The sequence below is a fragment of the Pseudomonas taetrolens genome (assembly GCF_900475285.1).
GTDB lineage: Bacteria > Pseudomonadota > Gammaproteobacteria > Pseudomonadales > Pseudomonadaceae > Aquipseudomonas > Aquipseudomonas taetrolens.
The window spans coordinates 4459578-4485598 of record NZ_LS483370.1 but is presented as its reverse complement, the minus strand read 5'-3'; the positions used below and the strand labels follow the sequence as shown (position 1 = coordinate 4485598).

At 61.7% G+C, this 26021-nt stretch carries 30 protein-coding genes and 1 pseudogene; 8 read left to right on the top strand and 23 right to left on the bottom strand.

The features are described from left to right. Window positions 1–2: 2 nt before the first annotated feature. The 7 genes from gspG to gspM are packed head-to-tail and all read left to right on the top strand — an operon-like array spanning window position 3 to window position 4273. Window positions 3–443 carry a type II secretion system major pseudopilin GspG gene (gspG, locus tag DQN55_RS20630; RefSeq protein WP_048382876.1) on the top strand — a complete coding sequence of 147 codons (441 nt, stop codon included), beginning with the start codon at window positions 3–5 and terminating at the stop codon, window positions 441–443. Window positions 444–446: 3 nt separating this feature from the next. Then, the gene (gene gspH, locus DQN55_RS20625; protein ID WP_048382875.1) at window positions 447–929 is read left to right on the top strand and encodes a type II secretion system minor pseudopilin GspH; all 483 of its coding nucleotides are present in this window, start codon (window positions 447–449) and stop codon (window positions 927–929) included. After that, window positions 926–1294: a type II secretion system minor pseudopilin GspI gene (gene gspI, locus DQN55_RS20620; RefSeq protein ID WP_048382874.1), complete on the top strand. Its 369-nt coding sequence runs from the start codon at window positions 926–928 to the stop codon at window positions 1292–1294. The genes gspH and gspI overlap by 4 nt, the downstream gene beginning before the upstream one ends. Then, complete coding sequence (locus DQN55_RS20615; protein ID WP_048382873.1) at window positions 1287–1847, top strand: type II secretion system protein GspJ; 561 nt, start codon at window positions 1287–1289, stop codon at window positions 1845–1847. Before gspI ends, DQN55_RS20615 begins: the two co-directional genes overlap by 8 nt. Beyond that, window positions 1844–2731, top strand: a complete 888-nt coding sequence (locus DQN55_RS20610; RefSeq protein ID WP_053070940.1) for a type II secretion system minor pseudopilin — start codon at window positions 1844–1846, stop codon at window positions 2729–2731. The genes DQN55_RS20615 and DQN55_RS20610 overlap by 4 nt, the downstream gene beginning before the upstream one ends. Further along, window positions 2703–3818, top strand: a complete 1116-nt coding sequence (gene gspL / locus DQN55_RS20605; RefSeq protein ID WP_048382872.1) for a type II secretion system protein GspL — start codon at window positions 2703–2705, stop codon at window positions 3816–3818. The genes DQN55_RS20610 and gspL overlap by 29 nt, the downstream gene beginning before the upstream one ends. Continuing rightward, entirely contained in the window at window positions 3815–4273 is a 459-nt protein-coding gene (gspM, locus tag DQN55_RS20600; RefSeq protein WP_048382871.1) for a type II secretion system protein GspM, read from the top strand. Before gspL ends, gspM begins: the two co-directional genes overlap by 4 nt. A 41-nt stretch (window positions 4274–4314) precedes the next feature. On the opposite strand, the gene DQN55_RS20595 is transcribed toward gspM, so the two are convergent. After that, window positions 4315–5562, bottom strand: a complete 1248-nt coding sequence (locus DQN55_RS20595) for an MFS transporter (protein ID WP_413037943.1) — start codon at window positions 5560–5562, stop codon at window positions 4315–4317. Between the two features lie 152 nt (window positions 5563–5714). On the opposite strand from DQN55_RS20595, the gene DQN55_RS20590 reads away from it, so the two are divergent. Further along, window positions 5715–6617: a LysR family transcriptional regulator gene (locus tag DQN55_RS20590; RefSeq protein ID WP_048382869.1), complete on the top strand. Its 903-nt coding sequence runs from the start codon at window positions 5715–5717 to the stop codon at window positions 6615–6617. A gap of 122 nt (window positions 6618–6739) precedes the next feature. Here DQN55_RS20590 and DQN55_RS22320 read toward each other — a convergent pair whose 3' ends face one another. The 22 genes and pseudogenes from DQN55_RS22320 to DQN55_RS20485 all read right to left on the bottom strand — a co-directional run bounded on the left by DQN55_RS22320 (window position 6740) and on the right by DQN55_RS20485 (window position 25939). Next, entirely contained in the window at window positions 6740–6886 is a 147-nt protein-coding gene (locus DQN55_RS22320; protein ID WP_162837541.1) for a DUF6124 family protein, read from the bottom strand. 523 nt (window positions 6887–7409) lie between these two features. Next, complete coding sequence (locus DQN55_RS20585; RefSeq protein WP_048382868.1) at window positions 7410–7856, bottom strand: hypothetical protein; 447 nt, start codon at window positions 7854–7856, stop codon at window positions 7410–7412. Between the two features lie 19 nt (window positions 7857–7875). Then, the gene (locus tag DQN55_RS20580) at window positions 7876–9102 is read right to left on the bottom strand and encodes a beta-ketoacyl-ACP synthase (protein ID WP_048382867.1); all 1227 of its coding nucleotides are present in this window, start codon (window positions 9100–9102) and stop codon (window positions 7876–7878) included. After that, window positions 9102–9830 carry a 3-oxoacyl-ACP reductase FabG gene (gene fabG / locus DQN55_RS20575; RefSeq protein ID WP_048382866.1) on the bottom strand — a complete coding sequence of 243 codons (729 nt, stop codon included), beginning with the start codon at window positions 9828–9830 and terminating at the stop codon, window positions 9102–9104. The genes DQN55_RS20580 and fabG overlap by 1 nt, the downstream gene beginning before the upstream one ends. After that, window positions 9823–10290 (bottom strand): hotdog family protein, encoded by a 468-nt coding sequence (locus tag DQN55_RS20570; protein ID WP_048382865.1) that lies wholly within the window; start codon window positions 10288–10290, stop codon window positions 9823–9825. Before DQN55_RS20570 ends, fabG begins: the two co-directional genes overlap by 8 nt. Next, complete coding sequence (locus DQN55_RS20565; protein ID WP_048382864.1) at window positions 10287–11474, bottom strand: beta-ketoacyl-[acyl-carrier-protein] synthase family protein; 1188 nt, start codon at window positions 11472–11474, stop codon at window positions 10287–10289. The genes DQN55_RS20570 and DQN55_RS20565 overlap by 4 nt, the downstream gene beginning before the upstream one ends. After that, entirely contained in the window at window positions 11471–11905 is a 435-nt protein-coding gene (locus DQN55_RS20560) for a DUF3261 domain-containing protein (protein WP_159434156.1), read from the bottom strand. Before DQN55_RS20560 ends, DQN55_RS20565 begins: the two co-directional genes overlap by 4 nt. Before the next feature lie 80 nt (window positions 11906–11985). Then, window positions 11986–12741: a class I SAM-dependent methyltransferase gene (locus DQN55_RS20555; protein ID WP_048382862.1), complete on the bottom strand. Its 756-nt coding sequence runs from the start codon at window positions 12739–12741 to the stop codon at window positions 11986–11988. Then, complete coding sequence (locus tag DQN55_RS20550; protein WP_082150765.1) at window positions 12738–13985, bottom strand: NAD(P)/FAD-dependent oxidoreductase; 1248 nt, start codon at window positions 13983–13985, stop codon at window positions 12738–12740. Before DQN55_RS20550 ends, DQN55_RS20555 begins: the two co-directional genes overlap by 4 nt. Further along, a complete protein-coding gene (locus DQN55_RS20545; protein ID WP_048382860.1) occupies window positions 13973–15136 on the bottom strand; it encodes a cation:proton antiporter in 1164 nt (387 codons plus the stop codon). The genes DQN55_RS20550 and DQN55_RS20545 overlap by 13 nt, the downstream gene beginning before the upstream one ends. Then, window positions 15130–17377 (bottom strand): annotated as a pseudogene (locus tag DQN55_RS20540) (MMPL family transporter). The gene DQN55_RS20545 and the pseudogene DQN55_RS20540 overlap by 7 nt, the downstream one beginning before the upstream one ends. Before the next feature lie 49 nt (window positions 17378–17426). Beyond that, window positions 17427–18104 carry an outer membrane lipoprotein carrier protein LolA gene (locus DQN55_RS20535; RefSeq protein WP_048382859.1) on the bottom strand — a complete coding sequence of 226 codons (678 nt, stop codon included), beginning with the start codon at window positions 18102–18104 and terminating at the stop codon, window positions 17427–17429. Then, a complete protein-coding gene (locus tag DQN55_RS20530) occupies window positions 18101–18526 on the bottom strand; it encodes an acyl-CoA thioesterase (protein WP_048382858.1) in 426 nt (141 codons plus the stop codon). The genes DQN55_RS20535 and DQN55_RS20530 overlap by 4 nt, the downstream gene beginning before the upstream one ends. Continuing rightward, complete coding sequence (locus tag DQN55_RS20525) at window positions 18519–20063, bottom strand: HAL/PAL/TAL family ammonia-lyase (protein WP_048382857.1); 1545 nt, start codon at window positions 20061–20063, stop codon at window positions 18519–18521. The genes DQN55_RS20530 and DQN55_RS20525 overlap by 8 nt, the downstream gene beginning before the upstream one ends. Further along, the gene (locus DQN55_RS20520; protein WP_048382856.1) at window positions 20044–20982 is read right to left on the bottom strand and encodes an LpxL/LpxP family acyltransferase; all 939 of its coding nucleotides are present in this window, start codon (window positions 20980–20982) and stop codon (window positions 20044–20046) included. Before DQN55_RS20520 ends, DQN55_RS20525 begins: the two co-directional genes overlap by 20 nt. Next, window positions 20979–21713 (bottom strand): glycosyltransferase family 2 protein, encoded by a 735-nt coding sequence (locus DQN55_RS20515; protein ID WP_048382912.1) that lies wholly within the window; start codon window positions 21711–21713, stop codon window positions 20979–20981. The genes DQN55_RS20520 and DQN55_RS20515 overlap by 4 nt, the downstream gene beginning before the upstream one ends. A 10-nt stretch (window positions 21714–21723) precedes the next feature. Continuing rightward, window positions 21724–23394 carry an acyl-CoA synthetase family protein gene (locus DQN55_RS20510; RefSeq protein ID WP_048382855.1) on the bottom strand — a complete coding sequence of 557 codons (1671 nt, stop codon included), beginning with the start codon at window positions 23392–23394 and terminating at the stop codon, window positions 21724–21726. After that, the gene (locus DQN55_RS20505; protein ID WP_048382854.1) at window positions 23391–23936 is read right to left on the bottom strand and encodes a COG4648 family protein; all 546 of its coding nucleotides are present in this window, start codon (window positions 23934–23936) and stop codon (window positions 23391–23393) included. The genes DQN55_RS20510 and DQN55_RS20505 overlap by 4 nt, the downstream gene beginning before the upstream one ends. Beyond that, complete coding sequence (locus DQN55_RS20500; RefSeq protein ID WP_048382853.1) at window positions 23933–24187, bottom strand: acyl carrier protein; 255 nt, start codon at window positions 24185–24187, stop codon at window positions 23933–23935. The genes DQN55_RS20505 and DQN55_RS20500 overlap by 4 nt, the downstream gene beginning before the upstream one ends. 9 nt (window positions 24188–24196) lie before the next feature. Then, window positions 24197–24457 carry a phosphopantetheine-binding protein gene (locus DQN55_RS20495; protein WP_048382852.1) on the bottom strand — a complete coding sequence of 87 codons (261 nt, stop codon included), beginning with the start codon at window positions 24455–24457 and terminating at the stop codon, window positions 24197–24199. Further along, window positions 24438–25244 (bottom strand): lysophospholipid acyltransferase family protein, encoded by an 807-nt coding sequence (locus tag DQN55_RS20490; protein ID WP_074703054.1) that lies wholly within the window; start codon window positions 25242–25244, stop codon window positions 24438–24440. The genes DQN55_RS20495 and DQN55_RS20490 overlap by 20 nt, the downstream gene beginning before the upstream one ends. Next, window positions 25220–25939 (bottom strand): beta-ketoacyl synthase chain length factor, encoded by a 720-nt coding sequence (locus tag DQN55_RS20485; RefSeq protein WP_048382850.1) that lies wholly within the window; start codon window positions 25937–25939, stop codon window positions 25220–25222. Before DQN55_RS20485 ends, DQN55_RS20490 begins: the two co-directional genes overlap by 25 nt. Window positions 25940–26021 lie beyond the last annotated feature (82 nt).

The window sequence follows — 26021 nt, the reverse complement described above, 5'->3', positions numbered from 1 at the left end:
CTATGAAAACTGCCTCAAAATCTTCTCAACGCGGTTTCACCCTGATTGAAATCATGGTGGTCGTGGTCATTATCGGTGTGCTCGGTGCAATCGTGGTGCCGCAGTTCATGAGCCGCCCCGATCAGGCCAAAGTGACGGCTGCCCGCACGGACATTCAGGCGATTGCCACGGCCCTTGAAATGTACCGTCTCGACACCTTCAGCTACCCCTCCACCCAACAGGGCCTTGAAGCGCTGAGCAAGCGTCCGTCCGGTACCCCGGTGGCAAAAAACTGGAACCCGCAGGGCTATCTCAAAAGCATGCCGCTGGACCCGTGGGGCACGCCTTACCAGTACCTGAGCCCGGGTACCCGCTCGCCGGGTTATGACCTCTATTCCTTTGGCTCGGACGGTGTGGCCGGGGGTGAAGAGCATGCCGCCGATATCGGCAACTGGAGCAACTGAAGCATGCGACGCGCGGCAGCAGGTTTTACCTTGATCGAGCTGATGGTGGTCATTGTGCTGATCGGCGTGCTGGCTTCTATGGTGCACATCAGCCTGGGCGACAACAACGCCCGGCAAGCGCGTCAGGAAGCGGACGTGTTGCTCGCGGTGATGCACGGTTTGCGTGAAAAAGCCGTGCTCGAGGGGCAGGAATATGGCCTGCGACTGGAGCCCGGGGCCTACCAGCTCATGCGTTTTGACGATGAGCAATGGCGAGCGATTGAGCCCAAAGTTCACCTGCCGGAAGGGCTGGTGCTGGCCCTGACACTCGAAGGGCAACCTCAGCCCCTGATCGCAGGTTCGGACACCCCGCACTTGTTGTGGATGAGCAGCGATGAGAACACTGCGTTCGACCTGCATTTCGAGAGCCCGCCGCTGCGCTGGCGCAGCATCGTCAGCGATGGCCTCGGCGAGGCGCGGATCGATGACAACGAGGTGCCTTTGTGAAGGCTGAAAAAGGATTCACCTTGCTCGAAGTCATGATCGCGCTGGCGGTGTTCGCCACGCTGTCGGCGGCGGTCCTGTCTGCCAGCAGCTATGTGCTGGGGCAGAGCGCGGGGGTCGAGGCGCGGTTGTTCGCCGCGTGGCTGGCCGACAACCACCTCAGCGAACTGCAGTTGCAAACGCCGCCAGTGGCTCAAGGGCGAAAGACCCTCGCCGTGAGCTTTGCGCAACGCGATTGGCGTATTGAGCAGCGTATCGAGCCTGAACCCGGCAGCGGCTTGCTGAGGGTCGAACTGACGGTCAGCCCGGCGGGTAGCGAACAGGCCGTACAGTCAGTCACGCAGTGGATTGTGGCCCGAAATGAATAAGCCACAGGCAGGCTTTACCTTGCTCGAACTGGTGATTGCCATCGCGATTTTCTCGTTGCTGGGCATTGGCTGCTGGCGCCTGTTTGATGGCGTGGTGCGGGCCGAACGCAGCAGCAGTGCCCATGAGCAATCACTGCGCAGCTTGCAGCGGGCCGTGGCATTGATCGAGCGCGATGTGTTGCAGGTGCAGACCTCGCGGCGCAACCCGGGTGTGGTGCTTTACCCCAACCAGCTCAACCTGCGTCGCGGTAACTGGCGAAACCCGTTGGGCCAACCGCGCAGCGAGCTGCAAGACATCAGCTACCGGCTCGAAAACGGCGTGCTTTGGCGTTACAGCCGCGGCCTGGATTTACCCGGGCTGCAAAAGCAAAAGCTGCTGAGTGATGTGCGCAAGGTGAGTTGGCGCCTGTTCGACAGCAACACCGGATGGCGCAGCGAGTGGCCGGGCGCAGGGGGTGTGCGCAACAAGGCCCCGCGCGCCCTGGAGCTCCAGCTGTCGGTGGGACGCTTCGAGAACGTGCGGCGCGTCCTGTTGCTGGCGGAGGGCGAATGATGCGCCGTGACCAACAAGGCATTGCCCTGATTACCGTGTTGCTGGTGATGAGCCTGGCGCTGTTGATAACCGCCGGCATGTTGCGCAGCCAGCGCCTGTCACTTCACAGCAATGCCCAGCAGCTTCATCAGTTGCAGTTGCGTCAATTGGGCTTTGCCGGCGAAGCCTGGGCACGGCAGCGGTTGCGCGAGCATTTGCCCGACCCCAAGGGGGTTGTCGCCGCCGGTCAGAGCTGGGCCAAAGAGCAGCCGGACATGCCGATCGACAACGGCCGCATCGAGGTCGAGATTGAAGACCTGGCGGGGCGTTTCAATGTGGCGGCCTTGCTCACCAAAGGGCCGGTCGACAAGGTCGTGGCGCAGCGCTGGTTGCAGTTGCAAACCGGGCTCAAGGTTCCTTTGCTGGATGCCAGCGCGCTCCAGGGCCTGAGCTTGAGTGACATCAGTCAGTTGCGTCAGGTCGAAGGGGTGGATGCGCTGTGGTTTTCACGGATGCAGCCCTGGATCGCGCTGCTGGACAAAGGCACGGCACTCAACATCAACACCGCCTCCGCAGGCTTGCTCGCGACGCTGGAAGGCGTGACCCCCGACATGGCCCGAAGGTTGGTGGCCCAGCGCCCCCAGCAGGGGTATGCCGACATTGAAGACTTCACCTTTACCCCGATGCTCAGGGGGCTCGGCGTTCACGCCAGCGGCCTGGGCACCCAGAGTAGATGGTTTCGGATCACCACCCATGTGCGCCTGGGACAAAGCCGCTTGCGTCTCGAAAGTGATGTGGCGCGTCACCTTAAAACCGGCGAATGGCACCTTTTGCAGCGGCGCTTTTTAGCGCCCACACACACAGTGAATCCCTCTGATGAACAGCTGGCTTTATCTCACCGCTGAAGGCTTTGCCGGCAGCGGCGAAACCGACTTTGATCACGCCCCGGTCTACTTCTGGCAGGACGACACGGCGGTGTGTCGTGGCCTCCCAGGCGCTGCCGCCGAAGCGTTCAAACTCAATGCAGTGAACCTCATCCTGCCCATGGAAATGTGCAGCTGGCTGCTCACTGAGCCTTGGCCGAACAAACGTCGGCCTGGCGTCCAGGCCTTGGCATTTGCTGTCGAGGACCAACTGGCCGACGACCTGGAAGACTTGCATATTGCTGTCGGGCCAGCAGACGCTCAGCAGCGCTATCCATTGCTGATCATTGACCGGCAGCGCTTCAAGTCCTTGCTGGCGCAGTTACAGGCCTGTGGCTTGAATATCGTCAGTGTGCAGGTCGATGCCGATCTGTTGCCGACAGATCGGCCCTGCAGAGCCTGGTGGGATGGACGCTGGATCGTGGGCGGAGCGCTGGAGGCAAGGCTGGCGTTGTCGGCCCCGGCCCTGGAGGCGCTCGAAGGCGGGCTGGGTGCCACGTTGACCGAGCTGGCGCTTGATACCGATACCGGTCTCGACAGCCTGCTGAACCGTCAGCCAGGCAATGCCATCAACTTGCTGCAGGGCGAGTTCCAGCGCATGACGCCGGTGTGGCCGTGGCGTTCAGTCAGCGCTGTGGTGTTGCTGATGGGTATCCTGGCGCTGGGGTTTACCCACGTGCGCAGCAGTTTTCTTGAAGGGGAAGCGGCGCGCCTGTATGCCTTGAGCGAACAGCGATTCCACGCCCTGTATCCCGGGCAAACGCGCATTGTTGATCTGTCGGCGCAACTCAAGGCTCTGCAACAGCGGGGCGCCGACCCGCAAAGCGGTCACATGGCCCGGTTGGTCCAGCTCACCGAGCGGGTGATTGGTGCCAGCAGTGTCGAAGTGCAACGCATGGAGTGGCGAGCCGATACGGGCTGGGCGCTGAGCATCACGGCGGGCAGCTTCGCAGAACTGGAACAGCTGCGTGCGCAAGGTGTGCAAAGCGGACTGCCGATCACCCTGGGCAACGCCCGCCAACAAGGTAACCGGGTGCAGGTCATCCTCACCCTGGAGGACGCCGCATGAAAGCCCGTTCAAGTGTGTTGCGTGATCGTTGGCAGCATCTTCCACCGCGGGACCGGACCTTGTGCCGGGTGCTGGCGGTGTTCCTGCTGGGTGTGTTCAGCGTGTACGGTCTTTGGCTGCCCGCGCAACAACGCCTGGCGGCGGCTCAAGTGCTCTACACGAAAACCCTGCAGCAGGCGGCTGAAGTGCAGCAGGCCAAACCCACGTCCGCGGTCAAGGTCTTCGATCAACCCTTGTCGATCCGGCTCAGTGAAAGCGCGGCTGAATCGGGGTTGAATGTGCAACAGTTTGAAATGGACGCCGAGGTGTTGCGCATCACCTTGAAAGGCGATGCGCTGACGCTCTTGAACTGGCTTGCGCGCAGCGAGCGGGAAGGGGCGCAGTTCGAAACCTTGAGCCTGGAAAAGCATGACCAGAGCCTTGAGGCCCGGCTACTGGTCAATACCGTGGAATAACCCGCGTACGTGTGTTCCTGCCGGGCATTCAGTGACCAGGTTCACGGGTTTCTGGCATTGCCCGGCAGCACCGGCAATTTGGCCAAGTGCAACGCCACCAGCAAGGCGATCACCAGTAACCCGCCAATAAACGTACCGATGCCGTTCCAGCCCGCGTAATGCCAGAACACCCCGCCCAGCGTACCGGCGATGCTCGACCCGGCGTAATAACTGAACAGGTACAGCGACGAGGCCTGGCCCTTGGCTTTGAGAGCGCGACGACCGATCCAGCTGCTGGCCACCGAGTGGGCGCCGAAGAAACCAAAGGTGAACAGCAACATGCCGATCATCACGCAGGCGATGGGCTCGAGCATGGTCAGTGCGATCCCGACCAGCATCAGCACGATCACCGCCCACAGCACCCGGCGTCGGCCGAGTCTGTCGGCCAGTGCGCCGATTTGCGCCGAGCTGTAGATCCCCGACAGATACACCACAGACAACAGGCCCACCAACGCCTGGCTCATGTTGTACGGGTCAGCCAGCAGGCGATAACCGATGTAGTTGAACAGCGTCACAAAACTGCCCATCAGCAAGAACGCTTCGAGAAACAGCCAGGGCAACCCGGCATCGCGAAAATGCACGGTGAAGCCGTCCAGCAAACTGCGCGGGTTGATGGAGCGGGGGCGGAAGTTGCGCGACTCAGGCAGGATTTTCACAAAGACCAGTGCCGCCACCAGCGCTAACCCGCCGATGACCAGCATCGCCGTGTGCCAGCTCACGAAGTCGATCAATACACCGCTGATCAGTCGCCCGCTCATGCCGCCGATGGCATTGCCGCCGATATAGAGCCCCATCGCCAGGCCAATGTGCTGGGGGTGAATTTCTTCACTCAGATAGGTCATGGCCACTGCGGCCAGGCCGCTCAGCGACAGCCCCACGAGTGCGCGCGTGAGCAGCACGCCTTCCCAGCTTGGCATCAGCGAACTGAGCAGGGTAAAGCCGGCTGCCGAAAACAGCGCAAACACCATCACCGGTTTGCGACCGAAGGCATCGGAAATGGGGCCGGTAATCAACAAGCCAACGGCCAGCATGGCGGTCGCCACGGACAAAATCAGGCTGCTCTGCGCCGCGTTGATCCCGTACTCGTGGGACAGCAACGGCATCATCGGTTGTACGCAATACAGCAGGGCAAAGGTTGCAAATCCACCCGAGAACAGGGCCAGCACCGTGCGCATAAAAAGCGGTGTGCCTTTTTCGATAAACACGTCATTCAACGGGGCGACTGCATCACCCGGGACGGGAGGTGGAATGTCGTGGGCGAGTGGAGCGACAGCAGTTTTCACGGGGACCTCAAAAGAGCGCAAAGCCGAACGGCAATGACAAAAGAATATAGGCCACTAACGATTCTTTCCAATATATTGTTCGACCTGTTTGATAGGTTATACGACTCAATGGAGCCTTCATGGAATTGCGTCATTTGCGCTACTTCATTGCCGTCGCCGAAGAGCTGCACTTCGGCCGTGCAGCCCAGGTGCTGGGCATTTCGCAACCACCTTTAAGTCAGCAAATCCAGGCGCTGGAGCAAGAACTGGGGGCGCGGCTGTTTGATCGGACCAACCGTCGGGTTGAGCTGAGCGAAGCCGGGCGATTGTTTCTGGAAGAGGCGCGACGGGTACTGGCTCAGGTCGACAAAGCGGCTGATGTGGCCCGGCGTGCGCAGTTGGGTGAGCTGGGTGAACTGAAGATCGGGTTTACCTCTTCGGCGCCGTTCAGTTCGAGTATTCCCCAGGCTATTTTTTCATTTCGCCAGGCCTTCCCGGCCGTACACCTGAACCTGCAGGAGATGAGCAGCCGCGAAGTGGCCGAAGCGCTGGTGGACGAGTCCATCGAAGTTGGCATGATGCGTCCGTTGGTGTTGCCCGAATCATTGAGTGCGGTGGAATTGTTTCGTGAGCCCCTGGTGGCGGTCATTCGTGCCGACCATCCATTGGCCGAAGGCAGCGAGCACGGCCTGCACCTGGCGGCACTGGCGAACGAACCCTTTGTTTTCTTCCCGCGCAGCTATGGCAGCGGGTTATACGCACAGTTGCTCAGCCTGGCGCGGCAAGCCGGTTTCAGCCCGCACTTCTCACAGGAAGCCGGTGAAGCCATGACCATCATCGGCCTGGTCTCGGCGGGCTTGGGCGTGTCGGTACTGCCGGCCTCGTTCCAGCACATGCGAATCAAAGGGGTGGTCTACCGGCCGTTGCTGGACCCGGATGCCAACACGGCAGTGTGGCTGGTGCAACGCAAGGGCACGCCATCTCCCATGGCGAATACGTTTGCGCAACTGCTGACGCGCAAGACGGTACAGCCCTCACCTTGAAACACCGGGAGTGGTTTTTCGTGTGACGTTTTGCGACGGCTAGGCCGCCGGACGCGGCCTCGTTCCACTCGTGCGCTGCGGCAGAGGGGGGACGGCAAACGAGCGGCAGCGGGCCGGATTGATTACCCCGGCAGTAACTTATCCACAGCCAGTGCCACATCGCGGTTCAGGCCCTGCAGATTATCGGCCGATGAGGCCGTCGCGAGGGCGCAACGCAGCAGTTCATGGGTGTGTTCGAGGGTTTCTTCGTATTCGGGTGTGTGGGTCATGGTTTAGCTCTCTACGTCAATTTGGAGTGCTCACCATTTGCTTGCACACAAGAGGGTGGCAGCTGTACGTGGGTGTGCAAGACCGAGGACATAGAACTCGGCAGGCTCGAAAGCCTCCCACGCGCAGCCGCCATAAATCGGGCTGATGCTGCAGCACTATGTCTAACGGACTTGCACGTCCGGTCACCCTGGGGGATGACGAAACGGAGGCTAGCGATCGAAAGAGACAGGCGCAAGGCCCAAGGATTCTCTAGGAATCGTCCTGCGAATGAAAGGGAGTGCTCTTGCGCAGGGCCGTCTTATGCACGGCCGACGTGCAAAAAACCTGTAGGAGCGAGCTTGCTCGCGATGCTCGTTAACGATAACGCGTGTGTTTGCTGGATCACCACAGCGGTTTTGCAACTATCGCGAGCAAGCTTGCTCCTACAAGGATCCTGGGCAACCCGCCAACAGGTCCGTCTGTTTGCAAAAAAAGGCGCCGAAAGGCGCCTTTTTCATGTCTGGAGCCGCTGTTCAGCAGCCTTCAGTTCACCTTCGACAAATCTCCTTTCAACGCCACGCCCGCGATCACGGCGCCGGCATGGCATTCGTAGGTTTTCGGGTCTTTGCGCTCGTTGCGTTTGTAGAAGCTGGCGATGTTGGTCACGGCGTTGGCGCCGACTTTTTTCGCGGCATCGTGCAGGGTGATCAACGCCGATTGCAGCGCCCAGGAGCAAGCCTGTTCGTCGCTCTTGTTAAACGCATTGGTTTTTTTGTTGGTTACCGCGCCCGGGCTGATGACGCTGACTTTGCCGGCCGGGGTGTTGCCAGCCAGGTAGAACTTGACGCTGCCGTCGATCTTGCCGGTGCTGATGGCTTCTGTGACGACCTGATCAAATGGCAGATACAGGGCGGTATCACGAGCCTGGCTGATTGCGGGCAGGGCGCACAGCAGCAGTGTGGTGGTGGCCGCGAACGTTTTGAATTGCATGTAGGTAGTCTCCTTGACGTTACACCCAGCGACGGAAGATCAACGACGTGTTGACCCCGCCAAAGGCAAAGTTGTTGTTCATGACATATTCGTTGTGCAACTGGCGGAATTCACCGCGCAGGTAGTCCAGTTCACCACAGCGCGGGTCGACGTCATCCAGGTTGAGCGTCGGCACGTAGCGGTCGTGGTTCATCATTTCGATGCTGAACCACGACTCCAGCGCTCCGCAGGCACCCAGGGTATGGCCCAAAAAGCTCTTCTGTGAACTGATCGGCATGTGTTTGCCGAACAATTCGCTGGTGGCCTGGGTTTCGGCGATATCGCCCTGTTCGGTGGCGGTGCCGTGGCCGTTCACATAGCCGATGGCCTCGGCACCGATGCCGGCGTCTTCCAGGGCGAGTTCCATCGCCCGGCGCATGGTACTGATCTCGGGGCGCGTGGTGTGCTGGCCGTCGGCATTGCTGCCGAAGCCGACGATCTCGGCATGGATGTGGGCGCCACGGGCCAATGCGTGCTCCAGTTCTTCGAGCACCAGCATGCCGCCCCCTTCACCGATGACCAGACCGTCGCGGCCACTGTCGTAAGGGCGCGGGCTGGTGTGCGGGGCGTCGTTTTTCAGGCTGGTGGCGTACAGCGCGTCAAACACCATGGCTTCGGTCGGGCACAGTTCTTCGGCGCCACCGGCCAGCATCAGCGGCAAGCGGCCGAACTTGATCGCTTCGTAGGCATAGCCGATGCCCTGGCTGCCGCTGGTGCAGGCGCTGGAAGTGGGAATCAGACGCCCGGTGAGGCCAAAGAAGATGCTGATATTGGCCGCTGTGGTGTGCGGCATCATGCGTACGTAGCTGTTGGCGTTGAGGCCGTCGGCGACGGAGTTGAGCAACATGTTGCCAAACGCCTTGATCTCGTCGGTGCTGCCGGTGGACGAGCCGCAGGCCACGCCCATGCGCCCGTCCCGAATGATCGGATTACCCAGTAAACCGGCGTCGAGCAGCGCCTGCTCGGCTGCACCGACTGCCAGCCGGGACACCCGGCCCATGCTGCGCAGTTGTTTGCGCGTCCAGTGCGCCGGCACCACAAAATCGTCAATCGGCCCGGCCAGGCGCGTATTGAGTTCGGTAAAGCGATCCCACTCGTCCATGCGCCGGATACCGCTACGGCCAGCGATAAAGTTGGCTTCGATGCTGGCCCAGTCACTGCCCAGCGAAGTGATGCCGGCCATGCCGGTGACGACGACGCGCTTCATCAGCACAGGCCTCCATTGACGGCCAACACCTGGCGAGTGATATAGCCAGCTTCCGCTGACATCAAAAAGTTGACGGCGCCCGCAACTTCATCCGGGGTGCCCATGCGTTGGGCGGGGATCATTTTCATCAGTTCTTCTACGGGAACGTTTTCGTCGAGCATGGCCGTGTCGATCAGGCCCGGCGCGACGCAGTTCACGGTGATTTTACGCTTGCCCAGCTCGATGGCCAGCGCTTTGGCGGCGCCGATCAGCCCAGCTTTGGAGGCGCTGTAGTTGACCTGGCCACGGTTGCCGATCAGGCCGGACACCGAGGTAATGCACACGATGCGCCCGGCCTGGCGGCGGCGGATCATCGGCATCATGACCGGGTGCAGCACGTTGTAAAAACCGTCGAGGTTGGTGCGCATCACCACGTCCCAGTCGTCCTCGCTGAGGGCCGGGAAGGCGCCGTCGCGGGTCAGGCCGGCATTGAGGACCACGCCGTAATACGCACCGTGGGTTTCGACATCGGCCTCGAGAATGTCCCGGCACTGTGCCCGGTCCGAGACGTCAAATTGCAGCATCCGGGCGCTGCGGCCCAGCGCTTGCACCTCGGCCATCACCGCATCGGCTTCCGGGCGGCCACTGCGGCAATGCAGCACCAGGTCAAAGCCGGCCCGGGCCAGGCGCAAAGCAATGGCGCGACCGATGCCACGGCTTGAACCGGTGACTAAAACAGACTCAGTCATGGCGAGGCTCCTGGGGTTTTTGTGTGAGGTAGTTTTCAGCCTGAGGTGGACGGAATACGTTCAGGCGGGCGGTAGCATGAATGCCGGGGCCGGTAAGGTGGCATTCAAATACGCCCATGCCGTTGTCGTCTTCCAGCGAGCGCTGGGCGTGGATGCGCAGTTCGGCCCCGAGCGCAAAGTGCTCGACGTTGCATTCGAACTTGCGAGTGCCGAGCAAAAAGCCCAGAACCACCGGGTTGCCTTCAAGGCGCGCGCGGCAACCGGCATAGGCGGCCACGCTTTGCGCCATCAATTCAATCCCGACCCAGGCCGGGAGGCTGCCATCGTCGCGGTTGAACAGGCCGCCAGCACGCACGGTGAGGCGGGTCTGGATGTGCTCTTCATCAAACGCCAGCACCTGATCGATCAAGATCATGTCGCCAGCGTGGGGCAGCAATTCGGCGAGCGGCCAATCAATCATGGGGCGTCTCCGATAATCAGGCTGACGTTATTGCCGCCGAAGGCAAACGAATTGCTCATCAGGCAGCGTGTTGGGGCGGATGCCAGGGTTTGGCCCGGGGTGACCCAGTTCAGTGCGGGCAGTGCCGGGTCGGGCTGTCCGTCCCACAGGTGCGGGGGCAAGGCGTTGCCACGGGTCAGGCTCAACCAGCAAAACGCGGCCTCCAGCGCGCCGGCTGCGCCCAGGGTGTGGCCGGTCATGGGCTTGGTCGACGAGCACGGTACGCCATGCGGGAAGACCTGGCTCACGGCGTGGCTTTCCATTGCATCATTGTGCTGGGTGGCGGTGCCATGCAGGTTCAGGTAGCCGATCTGGCTGGCGGACACCCCCGCTTGTAGCAGGGCGCTGTGCATGGCCTGAATGGCACCGCGGCCGCTGGGTTCGGGGGCCGAAATATGGTGCGCATCCGAGCTGGCGCCCGCGCCGAGCAGGGCAATCGAATGTGAGCTGGCGGGTTGCTTGCTCATTAAAAACAGCACAGCTGCTTCGCCGATATTGATCCCGCTGCGGTTCGCTGAAAAGGGATTGCAGCGTTCCTCGGACACCGCTTCAAGTGCCGAAAAGCCATTGAGCGTCAGTTTGCACAGACTGTCGACGCCACCGCACAGCACCACGTCGCACAGGTTCATGTCCAGTAACCGTCGGGCGCTCATTAACGCACGGGCACTGGAGGTGCAAGCGGTGGAAATGACATAGGCCGGGCCGCTGATGTTCAGCCAGTCGGCAAGGAAGTTGGCCGGCGCGCTCAGCTCTTGCTGCTGGTAGTCATAGTCACCGGGGAACTGCTGATTCTGTAGATAGTGGGCAATGCCCCGGCTGGCTTCATCGATTCCCGAGGTGCTGGTGCCCAGCACAATGGCAATGCGCTCGCGGCCATAGGTGGTGATCGCGTGTTCGATGTCGCCGCGAATCTGTAGCGCGGCCTCCAGCAGCAACTGATTGTTGCGACTGCTTTGTTGATCGAGTGCGGGCGGGATCGTTGCCAGCTCGCCGCGAACGGCCCCCACGGTCAGCGCCCGCTCCGGGACCCAGCCGCTTTCGCGTTGCATGCCGGAGCAATCGCCGGCAAACAGATGCCGAGCGACTTCATCCGGGGTACGGCCCAGTGAGCAGATGATACCCAGCGCATTCAGGTAGGCGGTCATGGGGCGCCCTCAGCGTTCAACGGGGTGATGGTGTAGTGCAGGTCGTCCTTCATGTCGATGCGAAAGACCTGCGGCCGGGTGTACTGCACCTGCCAGCGCTGCCCCAGTATTCGCACGTCAGCTTCAGAGTTTGCCTGTGGATAATTGTGCGCCAGTTCTGTTGGCGGGGTGAGCGCAAACAGCAAGGCTGCGAACAGTTCCCGGGCCTGGGGGTTGGGTGGTAGCAACCCGTCGGCGTGCCAGTGGCCATCTTGCAAGCGCTGGCGTGCCAGCGGGATCCCCAGCGGGTCCATCAGCGACCAGCGCAGCCCGGCGTCTTCCTGTTGAATCACCAGCAACCAGTCCTGGCGCTGATCGGCCTGTTCGCGTTGCACATGCAGTTGCATGGGCAACGCCAGCGTTGGCGTGTGTTGCGGCAGTGGCAGGCTCATGCAGCCGCTCAACAGCAGAGCGACAAACAACCCTGCCGGTGCGAGCTTGCTCGCGACCCGGGCCGCGTGGTTTAACAGGTTCACGGCGTTGGTCCCATCGCGAGCGAGCTCGCGCCTGCAGGGTTCAGGGGTTTGCGTGCGACCACGTTTACCAGCGTTTCTTCACGCTCACCGACTGGCTTGACGCGGCGCAGACCCAAACGCTCCAGCAGGCCGAAGTCCTTGGAACGGCTCCACCACAGGTACGGGTACGACACGTTCTGTGCATCGAACAGGAAGCCCTGATCGCGGATCATCTCCAGGTACTGCGCAGCGCTTTTCTGGACATGCATGGGGTGGCGGAACAGCCAGCGAATCACCCAGGTGTCGATGTAGGCTTCGGTGGATTCGGCAAACAGCAGATAGCCTCCCGGCTTGAGCACGCGATAGAACTCGGCCAGTGCCCGGTCCTGCTGCACCAGATGGTGGAAAGTCTGGTGACAGAACAGCATGTCGACGCTGGCGTCCGGGAGTTCCAGTTCTGCACAGTCACTGCCGATCAACTCAATATTGATGTCTTGGCGGCGGGCTTCTTCGCGGCTCAGGGTCAGGCTCAGCGGGTCTGCGTCGAGGCCGATCAAACGCTTCGGGGCGAAGGTGTTCTGCAGGTACTGGAACGACTTGCCCTGACCGCAGCCGGCATCGAGGATCACCGGTGCAGCGGGCAGGGGGTCGCTGAACAGGTTGCGCAAATCGTTGATGGCCACCCGCAGCACGTGGTGCTGCCAGGTGTGGCTGCGCAGGAACCAAAACCCGAAGCGGGTTTCTTCAACGTAGGTATCGCTCAGAGGTTTCATTCGTTCTCCGTGGCGCAGACGTCCGACAGCATGCGCAAACGGCGCTTGGGTTCGCTGACGAACGGGTTGCGTTCATCCCAGGCATAGCCCGCCAGAATCGAGCTGATCATGCGGCGTATCTGGGGCGAGCTGCCGGGGTGGTAAATCACATCCTGGAAGGTCCCGGCGTACCAGCCTTCGACGTAGCAGCGGAAGGTATCGACCCCGCGTTTGAGGGGCTCGGCAAACTCGGTTTGCCAGTCAACGGTTTCACCTTGCAGTTGGCGGTGCAGCACGGCGGCGGCCATGCTGGCGGAACGCATGGCGATGGTGACGCCTGAAGAAAACACCGGGTCGAGAAACTCGGCGGCATTGCCCAGCAGTGCAAAGCCGGGACCGTGCAGGGTTTTGACGTTGGCCGAGTAGCCACCAATGGTTCTCGCAGGGGTGTCCCACAACGCATTGGCCAGCACCCGCTGCAGGCTTGGGGTTTCGTCGATAAAACTGCGCAGGCATTGATCCAGGTTTTCACTGCGCCCGACAAAATGCTCGGCCGCCGCCACCACGCCGACCGAGCACCGGCCATTACTGAACGGGATGGTCCAGAACCAGATGTCGCGTTGGGTCGGGTGAGTTGTGATGAGGATTTTTTCGCGCTCGAAACCTGCGCAATCAATGCGGTCTTCAATGTGGGTGAATACGGCTTGGCGCACCGGGAAGTTCGACGGTGCTTCGAGGTCGAGCAAGCGTGGCAGCACCCGGCCATAACCGCTGGCGTCGAGGATAAAGTCAGCCTCGATCTGATAGCGGCTGCCGTCTTCGCGTTCAACGTCGAGCAGTGGTTTGGCGCGCACGATATCCGCCAGGGTCACGGTTTGCCCGTAGCGGATCTCGACGCCCTGCAGCTCGGCCTGATCAGCCAGCACCTTGTCAAAGTCAGCGCGCTGGACCTGAAACGTGGTGGGTTTGCCGTTGCTGAAGGTGTCGCCAAAATCGAAGGCGCTGTAACGGTCGCCCCAGGCAAAGGCCGCCCCGTTTTTAAGCTGGAAACCAGCGGCCTGAACGGCGTCGAGCATGCCGGCTTCTTCGATGAAGTCGATGCAGTGCGACAGCAGACTCTCGCCAATGGAGAAACGCGGAAAATGCTGGCGTTCGATGATCACGACATCGTGACCTTTGCGTTTGAGCAGGGTGGCGGCAATCGCACCCGATGGTCCTGCACCAATAACCACGATCTGACGATGTTCCATTTCTACGACTGACACAGAGGCTCCTTGCCGGGGGGGACGGCAGACTTCAATAGGGGTTTGTTCATGCCCGCCAGCGCTGGTAGCAGCGTGGCGAACAACCCCATCAGCATCAGCGCGAAGTACAGCGCGGGACTGATGAGGTGTTGTTGCAGCAACAGGTTGAGGAACACGATTTCACTCAACCCGCGAATATTCAGCAGCAGGCTTTCACGCCACTTGCTGGCACCGGCAAACGACGGTGTGGCCCAGCTCAGGCCAAGCCAGTTGCCCAGCAGTTTGCTGACCACCGGCAGCAGCAACAGAGCGGTCATCTGCAGCACGTTGATCTCGTCCAGCGCGCTGTGAAGGTTGATCTGCACAATGCCGAACGTGAGGATAAGCGGTACGGCATAGCGGGTTTGCACAAGCTCAAGCCAGGTGGCCTTTAACGGCATCACCAGCGGGATCTTGAGCCAGGCCATGCACAACAGGTAACCGACGCCGAACACCAGTGCGTTAAGGCGGAAATGTTCGGCCACCACCAGTAGCGCGAAGAAGCTCAGGCTGTAACACAGCGGCTGACGAATTCTTAGAGCGCGCAACAGCAACGGCAGCAAGGCACCGGCCAGTGGCAGCAGCAGGCTGTTGAGGTCCAGGCTGCCCTGGGCCAGACCGAACAGGCTCCAGCAGGTCAGGTCGATCAGGATCGCGCTTTGTACCAGGCGGCGGGCTGCAGCGGGTGGATAGTCGATATGACGCAAATACAGGTACAGCACCGGGATGGCCGTGATCGCAAACACCAGCCCCACGGCCAGCGAACTCAGCCAGGGCTGAGCGGGAAGCAGCCACATCGCACAGGCCAGCCCACAAAGAAACGGTACGGCAAAGCTCGGCAGTGCGATTTTCAGGCATTGGCGGTCGATGCGCAGATCGATCGCATCGCTGAGGATGTGCCCCAGCAACAAGGCAAAGCTCAGGCTGTAGAGGCTTTTCAGCCACAGCGGTGCAACCAGTTGTGCACCGCTGAGCTGCCAGTACGGTTCGACCCACAGCCCCATCAACAACGGCAGACCGATGGACGCCAGCAGTAACTGGCTGACAATCGGAATCAGGCCAGCACGGCGACCTACGCGGGTTGCGACGGCAAACAGGATCAGGGCCAGGAGCCAGAATGCGACGGTCAGCATGGGCTGTGTTCCTGCTTGCCGGCCCAAGGCGCGAGGATGAAACTGAAGGCCAGCCCCAGACTGACCGCCAGGCCGAAGTTGCTCACCGCAGGCGTGCTCGACACCGCCAGCAGGCCGAACGACAGCCAGGTGGTCAGCGCCGCCAGCAGCGTACCGAGCAGGCTGACGGCAGCGCCGCCGATTTGTTCACGCATCAGGATGGCGTAATCAACGCTGATCGCCGTGACCAGCAACAGGCCGAACAGGCTGAACAGCGTCAATGGCTGACCCAGCCAGCCAAGGCTGGCCAGGCTGCACAGCGCCGCCAGCAATGGCAGGGCGACGATGCGCAGTGCGCCACCGAAGCCAAAGGGCGCGATCAACAGCAGCACAATTAATACGCAGGACAACAGCTTCAATTCGGCCGCGCTGATTTGCGTGGCGGCGAATACCGTGCTCAAGTCGCCCAGGCGATCCACCAACTGCACCCCCGGCAAGTCCTGGGCCTGAACCCGTAGCAGGCTGGCGTTATTCAGGCCTTGCAGGCTGACCATCGCCGCCACGCCGGCCTCTTGCTTGCCCAGCCACAGCATGCGCCAGGGTTCCGCCAGCGGCCCGCGCAGCGCGTCATCGATGGTTTGCTCGGGCAGGGCCTTGAGCTGCGCCAATTCGGCTTGCAGGGCTGTTTCGGGCACACCCAGATCCAGCAGGGGCTGCCAGTGCTGCGGCAGTTGATCAAGGGCGACGCGCACGTGCTGTTGCTCGCTCGGCAGGCCGACCAGTTGATTCAGTGCCAGATAACTCTGCAACTTGTCCATATGCACCAACTGATCGAGGCGCTCGCTCAGTGCGGTGTGTCGCTCCAGCAATTGCTGCTCGTTGTCGGCGCGCACCAGAAAGAACTGGCTGGTAACCGGTAATCCGGGCAATGGCCTGGGCTTCGGCCATCAGGCCGGGCGGAGCGCCCACCCACTGGCGGATATCGTTTTTGCTGGTCAGTTGCCACAGGCCGATGGCACAAAACACCAGCAGCAAGCCCAGCAGGGCAGGTGTCGGCAGCCTTTTGAGCAGCGTTTCCCGCACATTGAGCAAGGCTTGGGCGATGTTCAGCGGCCATTGCGCCGGGCGCAGCTCCACGCCCTTGAGCAATGCGGGCAACAGGCACACGGCGCTCAGGTAGGCACCGACCAATCCGGCGGCGGAGAAGATCGCGATCTGGGTCAGTGCCGGAAACGGGGTAAAGGCCAGCGCCAGGTAACCGATGCAACTGGTGGCCAGACTCAGGCTCAAACCGGGCAAGGTCAGGCGCAAGGCAGGCCAGCTGCGCCAGGGTTTCAGGCTCCAGCTTTTGGACAGGTAGTGCAGGGGATAATCCACTGCCACTCCGATCAGGCTCGAGCCCAGCACCAGCGTCATCACATGCATGCTGCCAAAGAGCGCGACACAGGCCACGGCCCCGAACAGCATGCCCACGAGTACCGGTACGAATGCCAGCAGCACTCGCCAACGTCGGAATGCCAGCAGCAACAACAGCAGAATCCCGACGGTGGCACCGCCGCCGACCCACGTGATTTCGCGGGTGGCCTGTTGCTGACCGCTTGCCGCGTACAGCAGGCCGCTGGCAGCAAGCAGTTGCACACCATCATGTGCCGCCTGCTCGCGGCTTTGTTCAAGCAGAGCCGCCACGCGCAATGGCAGCTTCATGTCAAAGGCATTGCCGTGGGTACGGGCGCGCAGCAGTACCCAGCTTTTGCCGTCGGCATCAGCGATCAAGGCGCCGCTGCCGATGTCCAGTTGCACCGCGCCACGCTGTGGCTGGCTGTTCTGGATACGCCCGGTGAGGCCCAGCCAATCGTCCTGGCTGGGCACCAGGCTGAACCCGGTAAACGGGTCAAACAGGGTTTGCACCCGTTGCTGGATAAAGGCATCGGGGTGCGCAATCAGCTGTGTGCGATCGTCGCGGGACAGCATGGCCAGACGCCCGCGCAACAGTTGCTCACGCAAGGCAGGCAGATCGGCTTGCAGGTTCCACTGGACCTTTTCGAACACGCCGCTGGCTTGCCATTGCTCGGCGATCTGTTGAGCAGTGGTGATGGCTTGCTGGCGATCATCACTGCCAACCAAAACCAGCATTTCGCGGTTGAGCGGCTCTTGCATGCGCTGCTCGGCGCCAAGCTCCAGCGCGTCCGGCGACTCGCCGGGTACCAGATCCATCAGGTTGGCGGACAGCGGTGGGCCGTCACGCCATTGCCAGCCGGCCATGGCCAGCACAGTCAGCAGCAGAATCAAAAAGCCTCGTGGCAACCAGCGTTCACTGCACAAAGTCGTGTTGCTCCGCGTCGCTCAACGCTTGGTTGCTGACGCTGTCTTGCATGCGCAGCAGAGTGCTGTCGCCTTGGGTTTCTTGCAGCTCGATGCGTTGCACCAACTCGCCGCCATCGATGGTGATGCGGTTGAACACTTGCTTGAGCAACAGCGAGCGCGGCGTCAGGGTCAGGGTCCAGCGATCGGCCTCACCTTGCAGCTGCAGCTCGAAATCCCGCTGCAGACCGCTGCTGTCGCCCTGCAACACGGCGAGAAACAGGCGGTTTTGCTCGGCACCCGCACTTTTGCCCGGGAGCATTTGCCAGCCGTTGGAGCTACGGCGGGCGATACCTTGTGCAGTGATGCGATAGTCCTGTTGCAACGGTGTTTTCAGTTGCCAGAGCAGGCCGTGGTCCTTGGCCAGCACGAAGGTCCCGGTGCTGGTCAGCGGTTTGGGCAGGGCGCGCAAGTGTTTCTCTTGCACGAACTGGCCATGGATGACCTGGGGCTTGGCCAGTTGTTCGCTGAGTTGTTGCAGGTCGAAGGCGTGGGCGGATGAGCAAAACAGCAGTGCGACAACGGCTGCAGGAGCGAGCTTGCTCGCGATGCAGGCGCTGCAGACTTTCTGCCAGAGCGTATTGAGGCGGTCGCGACCAAGCTCGCGCCTCCAGGCCAACCGGTTCATGGCAGCACCTTGGCGACGGCGTCGGTAAAGCATGCAGGCGAGGCCATTTGCATCTCGCGGCTGGCGATTTCGACGGCCACTTGTACGGTACTTGCCCGGGTCAGGCGTTCGCCAGTAGCCAGATCGGTGATCAGGTAATTGATCTTCAGGCGGTTTTCCCATTCCACCAGGCTGGCGCGTACGTTGATCCGCTGGCCAAAGGTGGCTCCGCGTACATAGCGCAACTGCATGTCGATCACCGGCCAGGCATAACCCGCCTCCAGCATCTGGGTGTAGGTGTGGCCGAGGTGCTCGAGCAAGGCGCAGCGAGCAACCTCCAGGTATTTGACGTAATGCCCGTGCCACACCACGTGCATGGTGTCGATATCAAAAAAAGGCACCAGAATTTCAGTGTCGACATGCAACACGCCTTTGCTACGCATGCAGCCTCCAGTGTTGTTCAGCGATTCGGGTCAGGCACAGGCGCAGCTCGGCTTCGAGGGCGCGGTCTTCGATCACCGGCGGGAAGTCCACGGCCAGTTCGGCGTGCATGGCGGCCAGCGCGGGTGGCAAGGGACGTGCATCTTCGGTGCGGCTGCGCAGCCAGACGCCCTGATTGGCCGCGAGCAAGGTGGCGGCGGCGACCTGTTCGGTCAGCTCCAGCACCCGGATCGCATCCCGGGCGGCAATGGTGCCCATGCTCACTTTGTCCTGGTTGTGGCACTCGGTGGAGCGTGAGAACACGCTGGCCGGCATGGTGTTTTTCAACGCTTCGGCCGTCCACGCGCTGGTACCGATCTGTACGGCTTTGAAGCCGTGGTTGAGCATCGCCCGTTCAGCACTGGCGCCGGACAGGTTGCTCGGCAGGCCGTGGTTGTAACGCACGTCCACCAGCAGCGCGAGCTGGCGATCCAGCAAATCGGCAACGTTGGCCACCAGGGTCTTGAGGCTGTCCATGGCGAAGGCGATATGGCCGCCGTAGAAGTGCCCGCCATGCAGTACGCGTTCCTCCTCAGCGTCGATGATCGGGTTGTCGTTGGCGCTGTTGAGTTCAATTTCGATAAATGAACGCAACCAGTTCAGGCTGTCGGCCAGCACGCCCAGCACGTGGGGGGCGCAACGCAACGAATAGCGGTCTTGCAGGCGATGCAGTGGCGCGGTCGGGGCATCGATAGCCAGATCCTGGCGGATCCAGGCGGCGACCTGCATTTGCCCCGGATGCGGCTTGGCGGCGAACAGGCGCTCGTCGAAGTGCTCGGGGTTGCCTTGCAGCGCCACCACATTGAGGGCGGTGATGCGCGTGGCGAGCTTGAGCAGATAGTCGGCGCGGGCATAGGCGAGGCAGGCGAGGCCGGTCATCACAGCGGTGCCGTTCATCAGTGCCAGGGCTTCCTTAGGCCGTAGCACCAGCGGCGTCCAGCCCAGTTCACGGTGTACGTCTGCCGCGCTGCGGCGTTCGCCCTTGAACAGCACGTCGCGCTCGCCAGACAAGGTGGCGGCCACGTAAGACAGCGGCGTCAGGTCGCCGCTGGCGCCGACTGAGCCTTCTTCAGGGATCAGCGGCAGGATGTCGTGAGCGATGAACGCGTGCAAGCGCTCCAGCAGTTCAACCCGAACCCCGGACACGCCGTGGCACAGCGACTGCAAACGCGCAGCGAGCACGGCGCGGGTGGCCTGGGCGTCGAGCAGTTTGCCCAGCCCGCAACCGTGAAAGGTATAGAGGTGACGCGGCAAGGCTTCGACATGTTCCAGCGGCACCGCCACCACGCACGAATCGCCATAGCCGGTGGTCACGCCGTAGATCACGCCTTCTTTGTCCAGCAGCGAATCGAGAAAGCGCGCACCTTTGGCGATACGCTCGCGGTAAGGGGCGTCGTCTTGCAGGTGGGTGGGCACCTGACGATTGGCCAGGGCCAGCACGTCTTCGATGCGCAATGGGGTTTGGCCGAAGGTTACTGGCTCATGCGGATGCGTCGTCATCGGTCTTCCAGAATGGGTAAAAGTTAAACCACTGTTGCGGTGCTTCGAGGCAGTAATGGCCCAGGCGTTCGGCATAGCGTGTCGCCCATTCGGCGATCACCTGTTCGCGGTCGCTGCGTCGCCACTGCACGGCATCGGCGAAGGGTTCGAGGGTCACTCGATAACGGCCTTCGTGCTTCAGACAAAACAGCAAGTTGACCGGGCATTTGAGCAGCCCGGCCAGCAGCCAGGGGCCCTGTGGGAACGGTGCCGGATGCCCGAGAAAGTTCACCTGCACATTGCGCCCGCCATGCAGCGGCACGCGGTCTCCGGCAATCGCCAGCCATTCGCCGTTCTCCAGGCGCTGGCTGAGTTGCAGCATGACGGCGGGGTTGAGCTCGCTGACCTGGATCAGACGCAGGCTGGTGGCCCCGGCCTCGCCCAGCAGGCGGTTGAAACGTTCGGCGTGCCGGGTGTGTACCAGCACATTCATGGTGACTTTTTCGCCCAGCTCGGCCAGGGCCCGGCACACTTCAAGGTTGCCCAGATGGGCGCCCACCAGCATCTGGCCGCGCTCACCGCGCAGCTGGTCGCGCAGGTGGGCCGGGTCGACGATCTCGATGTCTTCGAACTTGAGTCGCCCATTCCACATGTCGAGCTTGTCGAGCAGGGCATCGGCAAAGGCCATGAACTGGCCGAAGATTCGCCATTGCGTCGGGCGCAATGAGCTTCGTCCGCTCCAGTCGGCCAGATGTTGCTGGTAGTCGCGGATGCTGTGGCGGGCGCGGCGTCCGAAGATAAAGAAGTACAGCACGATGCCGTACAGCACCGGTGTGAGCAGGCGCCGGCCAAGGAGTTTGATCCCGAACGCGGTGAATTTCATCAGCCAGAAACTGCCGCGTTCCTTGTGATCGGCCCAGTGCTGTTGAGGTTCGCTCATGCCTTCCAGCGCCTCCAGAGGATGCTCGGCAAGCGCACCAGCATCCCGAAGAACAGCTTGGCATGCATGCTGGAAATCAGCGCGTTGTCGTGTAACAGGCGAAAGTGCGACAGGCCGTCTTGCGGGTAATGCACCCGGGTTGGCAGCCAGCACATGGGTTGGTTGCGCCAGGCCAGGCGCACCAGGATCTCGGGGTCGAAGTCCATGCGCTTGCCGAGTTTGACCGAGTTGATCAACGCCAGTGTCGGAGCCAGAGGATAGACCCGGAAACCGCACATCGAGTCGGGGATTTTCAGCGACAGGCTGTTGATCCACACCCACACGTGGGTCAGGTAGCGCGCATAAAACCGGCCCTTGGGCACACTGGCGTCGTACTGTGGATAACCGCAGATCAGGGCGTCGGGATTGAGTTGCGACAATTGCATGAAGGGCGCAACGTCGTGCAGGTCATGCTGACCGTCAGCGTCTACTTGCAGGGCGTGAGTAAAGCCCAGCCGAGCGGCTTCGCGCAGGCCGGCCATGACCGCGCCGCCCTTGCCCTGGTTGACGGCCAGGCCCACCAGAAAGATCTGTTCGCCTTGCGCCAGTTGTTCCAGCACGGCACGGCACGCCGGGCTGCTGGCATCATCCACCAGCACGCAGGGCAAACCTGCGGCCAGCAAGGTTTCGACCACGGCAGGTACAGCGGTTTCGTGGTTGTAAACCGGGATCACGGCGCAGGGTTTATGCAGGGCGCGTTTGTTATCCACAGGTTGGCTCCAGCACGATGCGGCCGCTGGAGCATGCGGCGTTGGCATTACGGTAGGCAAAGTGCAATTTGCTGCGCTCGGGGTCGAAGCGCAGGGTCAGTTCGAGCTGGTCGCCCGGGCGCACCAGTTGCTGAAATTTGAGGACTTCCATACCGGCAAAACGTGGTGGCAGGACGAGCAACTGCTGGCCCAGGTTGAGCGCCCAATCCACCTGCACTACGCCGGGCAACACCGGGGTTTTGGGAAAGTGGCCGCTGAAGAATGCCAGGTCCGGCGGGATGCCAAGGGTGAGGGTCCATTGGCCGTCATCCTCGGTTTGGCTCAGCACTTCAGGCAGTTTCGGGCGGGGTGCCAGCAGCAGCGCATCGATCTGCGCCTGGGGCAGTTTGCCTTGGCTGTTGAGCGGTAATTGGCGCAGCAACCGCCAGCGACGGGGCAGAGCCAGCGCCTCGCAGTGCTGGCTCAAATGCTGGCGCAAGTATTGGGTCAGCGCGCGGCGGCCATGCTCACGCAGGGCAAACAAGCCGCTGTCGCTCAGTACCAGCAGGGCGCCCAGCGACGCCCGTTGTTCATTGACCACTCCCAGGCGGGCCTCACGTACCCAGTCATGCTTGACCAGCGCCAGCTCCAGCATGGGCAGGGAGATGCGCTTCTCTTCCAGTTTGACGATACGGTCCAGACGGCCGAGCAGTTCAAAACGGCCATCGGCTTCAATTCGCGCGGCATCAGCGGTTTGCTCGACATGACCGGCAGGCAGGTAGGTTGAGGCAATACGCAAGGCGCCGTCTTCGCTTTGGCTGAGTTGCACGTCGCTGAAGGGTTGCCACAGGTTCAGGCCCTGGCGCCAGGCGATGCCGCCGGTTTCAGAACTGCCGAGAATTTCGGTTGGCCATTGGCCCAAACGCTGATGCAGCGCTTGGGCGGCTTCGGCCGGCAAGGCACCGCCCGAGGAGAACACCCGGCGTACCGGACTCAAGGCCGGCCAGTCGAGGTTGTCAGTCATTCTTTTGAGAAGCGCCGGGCTGGCAACCCAGGCAAAGGATGCGTGCTGGCGGCTGGCGCGCTGCATGTCTTCGGGGAATGCCAACTGCTGGCGGATAAAGCAGCGGCCGGCGCACAGGGGCCACAGCACACGGAATAACAGGCCGTAAATATGCTGCGCCGCCACGCTGGCGATGATGCAGGCTTCGCCGAGCTCGGTGCCCCACAACTGCTCAAGGGCTTCAACTTCATTGGCCATTTGGCGCAGGCTTTTGTCGATGCGCTTGGGCTCGCCACTGGAGCCTGACGTGCAAAGGCTCAATTGGCACCGATCAAGGTCCAGCTCGGCTGCGGTCAGCGGCGTGGCGTACAAGGCCTTGAGCTCAAGGTTGTTGGTCAGCCATAAATCGACCTGGGTATTCCAGCGCTGGCGGGTTTGCGGTTGCAGGTCGGCGGGCAGTAACACGCTGACCCCGGCCCGCCATGCACCGAACAGAGCGATGGCCAGGACGGCGGCATCGTCCAGGTGTACGGCAATCCGTTGCACACCCCGTTGCTGCAATCCACCCGCCAGGCGCAAGGCCTGCTCACGGAAGGTGGCGTGGTTCAGCGTCGGCTCAACCGTGACCGCACGGTCGATGTGCCCCTCAAGCAGCAACTGCTCAAGTTTTATCCAATTCATGCCTGGTCTCTTACCTTTTGTCGTATCAGCCATTCAATGGCAAACAGCAACCCCATCAGCCCGTAGGCGATCAGGCCGTTGTACAACGTCCACCAGGCCAGTGGCGCCCACAGCGTCAAGCTGGCGGCGACTAGCCCGTTGAGCAGAAAAAACAGGCACCAGACTCTGGTCACCTGTCGTGTGTAATGGATGGCCACCGGTGGCAGCACCGGTTCGCGCAAACGCGCCAGACGCTCGATCATCGGCGGGCCGAACTTCAGGCTCAGGCCAAACAGGCTGAGCATGAATGTGCTGATCAGCACGGGGTACCAGCGCAGCAATGTCGGGCTGTTAAACAGGGCCAGCAGGGCGCAGAACACCAGCGCGACAAGGGCCATCATCAGGCTGCCGGGCCGTCGTTCCCCGGTCAGGGCGCGCGCCAGCCAGAGGCTGCCGAGTAACAGGGCAAATTGCCATGGAGCGAAGTGGGCCATGCCGAAATACACCGCGAACGGGTACAGCAGGCCGGCCATCAGCAGGCCCAGGCCGATCAGCCGGCTCATGCGGCGGGATGAACCAGGCGGTAAACTGCCTCAACCACGTCGTTGACGGTGCGCACCGACTTGAACTCTTCGGCGGCGATTTTTTTGCCGGTTTTGCGTTTGATGTGGTCAATCAGGTCAACGGCATCGATGCTGTCGATTTCCAGATCCTGATACAGGTTGGCGTCCAGGGTCACGCGCTCGGGCTCAAGCTCGAACAATTCGACCAGAGCGGTGCGCAGGGTATTGAAGATGTCGTCACGGGTTTGCATGGTTCGGTCTCAGGCTGCCTGTTTGGCGGTGACAAAAGCCGCAAGGCTGGCCACGCTGGAAAAGTGATCACGGGTGTCTTTGGCGTCGGCGTCTATCTTGATGCCGTAGGTTTTTTGAATCGCCAGGCCCAGCTCTAGGGCGTCAACCGAGTCGAGCCCCAGGCCTTCGCCGAACAAGGTCTGGTCGTCGCCGATGTCCTGGGTGCTGATGTCTTCGAGGCCCAGGGCGTCGATGATCAATTGCTTGATTTCAGTGTGTAGAGTGCTCATCTGTGGCGAGCTCCTTAATGAAGTAGTCATGCACGAAGTCATTGAGCAAGCGCGAGGCTTTAGGTGGCGGACCTTGCGCTGCAAACGTATGTGGATCTATATCGGCACCGACCCGAAAACTGAAATGCACGCGGCGTTTCGGGATCCGGTACCAGGGTTCAGCCTTGGTCAGCGTGGTCGGCCTGACCTTGATCACCACCGGGGTGAGGATCTTCGCACCCCGTAACGCAATGGCGGCGGCGCCGCGATGAAAGGCAGGCACCTGTCCTGGCCGGGTGCGGGTGCCCTCCGGGAAGATAATCAGGGTCTGACCTTCTTGCAGCGCCGCCGCTGCGTTATCGAGCATGTCGACACTGCCGTCATTGCTGATGTACTGGGTGGCGCGTACGGGGCTGCGAGTGAACGGGTTTTGCCAAAGACTTTGTTTGACCACGCAATTGGCGTTACGCACCAGACCGATTAAAAAAACCACATCAATAAGCGACGGATGGTTGGCGATGATCATTTGTCCGGCGCGACCGAGCCGTTCGGCACCTTGCACCTCGTAGGTCAACACGCCCATGCGCGCCATGAAGCGGATAAACAGCCAGAACAGTCGACTGACCGTGTAACGCGCACGCTCGCGATGGCGCACCGCGTCACCTGGTATCACGCTCAACAAGGGGAATATCACCAGCCTCAGACCCACGCATCCGAGCCCGAAGAGCATAAAGCTCAGGGCGGTGGCGACCAGGCGCCAGAAATAGGCATCTCGACGCCTGTTCACGGGGTGCGTTGCCAGTTCCAGACACGGTTTTTCCAGGCGTGCTGGAACGTGGTGGGTTCACCGTGCATATGCCGCAACAGCTCCAGGGCATGAGGCCAGCGGGTTTTGACCGGTACTGAGGTGCAGGTGGCCAGTGAGAGCTGCCATTGCTCGCCTGGTGTCAGCAACAGGCCCACGGCATACGGAAAAGGGACGTCATCGATCCACTGCGCATAAGCCTCGGGCGGCTGTTCTTCGGTGACGATCAGCAGCACGGCGGGGGCGCCTTCATTGAGCAGGCCGCACGCTTCGATCAGGCCATGTTCCAGACCATCGCCGGCAGCGGCGAGGGCGGTCATTTCGCTCGTCTCGCCCCGCAGGATCGACCACAGACCAATCACCGCATTGTGCACCGAGAGGCTGAACTGCGTGGGCGACAGGGGTTGATCAGCGGCAAGGTCTCTGAGGATGTCGAAGGTGCGCGGGGTTTCACCGTGGCGAGAGATGAAGACCAGCGGCAGCGCCTCATGGCCTTCAGCCAATGGCCAGCCGACGCTGAAGGCCATGCGGGCGAGGCGGCTCAGCCGCCGACGTTGCATGGCGGGTAGAAACGAGACATCAGGGGCGGCATCGCTGGGGGCGAGTACCTCGGGTTGCTGGCTCCAGGCCTGCCAGTCGGCCGCGCTCTCGAGGCCCGGAGCCCATGCGCGCCATGCGGCAATGTTGAAGTTGATCACTGGAGTTTCATCCCGCCCTGGCGGGCTTCCTTGGTGCAAGAGGGCAACAGCGGTTGATGCGGCACCCGTAACAGAATGGTGA

Bases quoted from the DNA above. Each gene is read 5' to 3' on its own strand.
- gspG (WP_048382876.1), top strand. From the start codon at position 3: ATGAAAACTGCCTCAAAATCTTCTCAACGCGGTTTCACCCTGATTGAA.
- gspH (WP_048382875.1), top strand. From the start codon at position 447: ATGCGACGCGCGGCAGCAGGTTTTACCTTGATCGAGCTGATGGTGGTC.
- DQN55_RS20615 (WP_048382873.1), top strand. From the start codon at position 1,287: ATGAATAAGCCACAGGCAGGCTTTACCTTGCTCGAACTGGTGATTGCC.
- DQN55_RS20610 (WP_053070940.1), top strand. From the start codon at position 1,844: ATGATGCGCCGTGACCAACAAGGCATTGCCCTGATTACCGTGTTGCTG.
- gspL (WP_048382872.1), top strand. From the start codon at position 2,703: ATGAACAGCTGGCTTTATCTCACCGCTGAAGGCTTTGCCGGCAGCGGC.
- gspM (WP_048382871.1), top strand. From the start codon at position 3,815: ATGAAAGCCCGTTCAAGTGTGTTGCGTGATCGTTGGCAGCATCTTCCA.
- DQN55_RS20590 (WP_048382869.1), top strand. From the start codon at position 5,715: ATGGAATTGCGTCATTTGCGCTACTTCATTGCCGTCGCCGAAGAGCTG.
- DQN55_RS22320 (WP_162837541.1), bottom strand. From the start codon at position 6,886: ATGACCCACACACCCGAATACGAAGAAACCCTCGAACACACCCATGAA.
- DQN55_RS20585 (WP_048382868.1), bottom strand. From the start codon at position 7,856: ATGCAATTCAAAACGTTCGCGGCCACCACCACACTGCTGCTGTGCGCC.
- DQN55_RS20580 (WP_048382867.1), bottom strand. From the start codon at position 9,102: ATGAAGCGCGTCGTCGTCACCGGCATGGCCGGCATCACTTCGCTGGGC.
- fabG (WP_048382866.1), bottom strand. From the start codon at position 9,830: ATGACTGAGTCTGTTTTAGTCACCGGTTCAAGCCGTGGCATCGGTCGC.
- DQN55_RS20570 (WP_048382865.1), bottom strand. From the start codon at position 10,290: ATGATTGATTGGCCGCTCGCCGAATTGCTGCCCCACGCTGGCGACATG.
- DQN55_RS20565 (WP_048382864.1), bottom strand. From the start codon at position 11,474: ATGACCGCCTACCTGAATGCGCTGGGTATCATCTGCTCACTGGGCCGT.
- DQN55_RS20560 (WP_159434156.1), bottom strand. From the start codon at position 11,905: ATGAGCCTGCCACTGCCGCAACACACGCCAACGCTGGCGTTGCCCATG.
- DQN55_RS20555 (WP_048382862.1), bottom strand. From the start codon at position 12,741: ATGAAACCTCTGAGCGATACCTACGTTGAAGAAACCCGCTTCGGGTTT.
- DQN55_RS20545 (WP_048382860.1), bottom strand. From the start codon at position 15,136: ATGCTGACCGTCGCATTCTGGCTCCTGGCCCTGATCCTGTTTGCCGTC.
- DQN55_RS20535 (WP_048382859.1), bottom strand. From the start codon at position 18,104: ATGAACCGGTTGGCCTGGAGGCGCGAGCTTGGTCGCGACCGCCTCAAT.
- DQN55_RS20530 (WP_048382858.1), bottom strand. From the start codon at position 18,526: ATGCGTAGCAAAGGCGTGTTGCATGTCGACACTGAAATTCTGGTGCCT.
- DQN55_RS20525 (WP_048382857.1), bottom strand. From the start codon at position 20,063: ATGACGACGCATCCGCATGAGCCAGTAACCTTCGGCCAAACCCCATTG.
- DQN55_RS20520 (WP_048382856.1), bottom strand. From the start codon at position 20,982: ATGAGCGAACCTCAACAGCACTGGGCCGATCACAAGGAACGCGGCAGT.
- DQN55_RS20510 (WP_048382855.1), bottom strand. From the start codon at position 23,394: ATGAATTGGATAAAACTTGAGCAGTTGCTGCTTGAGGGGCACATCGAC.
- DQN55_RS20505 (WP_048382854.1), bottom strand. From the start codon at position 23,936: ATGAGCCGGCTGATCGGCCTGGGCCTGCTGATGGCCGGCCTGCTGTAC.
- DQN55_RS20500 (WP_048382853.1), bottom strand. From the start codon at position 24,187: ATGCAAACCCGTGACGACATCTTCAATACCCTGCGCACCGCTCTGGTC.
- DQN55_RS20495 (WP_048382852.1), bottom strand. From the start codon at position 24,457: ATGAGCACTCTACACACTGAAATCAAGCAATTGATCATCGACGCCCTG.